Origin of the sequence: Kitasatospora sp. NPDC007106 (assembly GCF_040634455.1) — a bacterium.
GTDB classification, from domain to species: domain Bacteria; phylum Actinomycetota; class Actinomycetes; order Streptomycetales; family Streptomycetaceae; genus Kitasatospora; species Kitasatospora arboriphila.
In genome coordinates this window covers 1-2,352 of record NZ_JBEYFP010000873.1, presented here as the reverse complement: position 1 = coordinate 2,352, position 2,352 = coordinate 1, and the positions used below count along the sequence as shown (strand labels likewise).

The 2,352-nt window shown below is 73.5% G+C and carries 2 protein-coding genes; both read left to right on the top strand.

The window, feature by feature from the left end; genetic code table 11:
• Positions 1-648: zinc-binding dehydrogenase (locus tag ABZ641_RS33485; protein WP_359988013.1), on the top strand; the 648-nt coding region annotated here is incomplete at its 5' end.
• A gap of 140 nt (positions 649-788) precedes the next feature.
• The gene (locus tag ABZ641_RS33480) at positions 789-1,982 is read left to right on the top strand and encodes a glycine C-acetyltransferase (RefSeq protein ID WP_344625869.1); all 1,194 of its coding nucleotides are present in this window, start codon (positions 789-791) and stop codon (positions 1,980-1,982) included.
• Positions 1,983-2,352 lie beyond the last annotated feature (370 nt).

Here is a 2,352-nt window from a genome sequence, read left to right as displayed (position 1 = left end):
CTCGGCACCGTGCTGGCCGTCCTGCTGGTCGGCAGCTGCATCACGCTCTACATGGTGAACAAGGACGACGGGAAGTCCGCCGCGGCCTCCACCCCCTTCCCGCTGGTCGGCGAGGACGTGCTGATCACCGGCGCCGGCCCGATCGGCATCATGGCCGCCGCGGTCGCCCGGCACGCCGGTGCCCGCAACGTGATGATCACCGACGTCTCGCCGTACCGCCTGGACCTCGCCCGCAAGGTCGGCGTCACCCTGGCGCTGGACGTCTCGCAGCACAGCATCGAGGAGGGCCAGCAGCAGCTGGGCCTGCGCGAGGGCTTCGACGTCGGCCTGGAGATGTCCGGCCGGCCCGAGGCGATGCGCTCGATGATCGCCAACATGACGCACGGCGGCAAGATCGCCATGCTGGGCCTGCCCGCCGACGAGTTCCCAGTGGACTGGGCGTCGATCGTCACCTCGATGATCACCATCAAGGGCATCTACGGCCGCGAGATGTTCGAGACCTGGTACGCGATGTCCGTCCTGCTGGAGGGCGGCCTGGACCTCACCCCGGTGATCACCGGCCGGTACGCCGCCACGGACTTCGCCGAGGCCTTCGACGAGGCCGCGAGCGGCAGCTGCGGCAAGATCATCCTCGACTGGACCGTCTGAGCACGCACCGCCCGCACCGCCCGGCCCCGCACCGACCCGCCCAGCCCCGCACCGCCCCGTGCCGGGCGGTCCCGCACCGCACGACCGCCCCGACCGCCCGGCACCCCGTCAGCGAACCTCCATCCAGGGAGACACCACCCGTGTTCGACAACGTGCGCGAAGACCTCGCCGCCACCCTCGACGAGATCCGCGAGGCCGGCCTCTTCAAGCCCGAGCGGGTCATCGGCAGCCCGCAGAGCGCCGCCGTCACCGTCACCGCGGGCGGCCGCCCCGGCGAGGTGCTGAACTTCTGCGCCAACAACTACCTCGGCCTCGCCGACCACCCCGCCGTGGTCGCCGCCGCCAAGGACGCCCTGGACCGCTGGGGCTACGGCATGGCCTCCGTCCGCTTCATCTGCGGCACCCAGGACGTGCACAAGCAGCTCGAGGAGCGCCTCTCGCACTTCCTCGGCCAGGAGGACACGATCCTCTACTCCTCCTGCTTCGACGCCAACGGCGGCGTCTTCGAGACCCTGCTGGACGAGCGCGACGCCGTCATCTCGGACGCCCTCAACCACGCCTCCATCATCGACGGCATCCGCCTCTCCAAGGCCCGCCGCCACCGCTACGCCAACCGCGACCTCGCCGACCTGGAGCAGCAGCTCAAGGCCACCCAGGACGCCCGCCGCCGCCTGATCGTCACCGACGGCGTGTTCTCCATGGACGGCTACATCGCCCCGCTGCGGGAGATCTGCGACCTCGCCGACCGCTACGACGCGATGGTCATGGTCGACGACTCGCACGCCGTGGGCTTCGTCGGCCCGACCGGCCGCGGCACCCCCGAGCTGCACGGCGTGATGGACCGCGTCGACATCATCACCGGCACCCTCGGCAAGGCCCTCGGCGGCGCCTCCGGCGGCTACGTCGCCGCCCGCCGCGAGATCGTCGCCCTGCTGCGCCAGCGCTCCCGCCCGTACCTGTTCTCCAACTCGCTCGCCCCGGTGATCGCGGCGGCCTCGCTGACCGTGCTCGACCTGCTGGAGCAGTCCGGCGACCTGCGCGAGCGCCTGGCCGCCAACACCCACCTGTTCCGCACCAAGATGACCGAGGCCGGCTTCGAGATCCTGCCCGGCGAGCACGCCATCGCCCCCGTCATGATCGGCGACGCGGCCGAGGCCGGCCGCCTGGCCGAGCTGCTGCTGGAGCGCGGCGTGTACGTGATCGGCTTCTCCTACCCGGTCGTGCCGCACGGCCAGGCCCGCATCCGCGTGCAGCTGTCCGCCGCCCACTCGACCGAGGACGTCGAGCGCGCCGTCGCCGCCTTCGTCGACGCCCGCGAGGCGATGGGCAAGTAGCACCCCGGGGCCCCGGCCCCGAACCGACCACCACCGCGGGGCGCGGCCCTACCCTCACCGCGCCCCTGCGGGGCAACCCCCGGCCCCGCTCCGCCGTCGGCCCGGCCTTCCCCAGCCGGGCCGGCGGCGTTTCCCGCTCCGCCGCCCCCTTGCCCCGTCCCGCGCACGGCCCGCCGCCACCCGGGCGGCACCCCACGGGATGCGTAGCGGGCGCCGCCGCTGGACAGTCGCAAGGGAGGACCGGCCACCGGACCGCAGCCACTCCCGCGGTACCGGACCCGCCGGCCGGCGCACGCGGCGAGAGGAGCAGGGATGCCACCGGTGTCCGCGCTGCCCCGGCCCCGCGTCCCCTCCGCCGCCCGCCTGATCG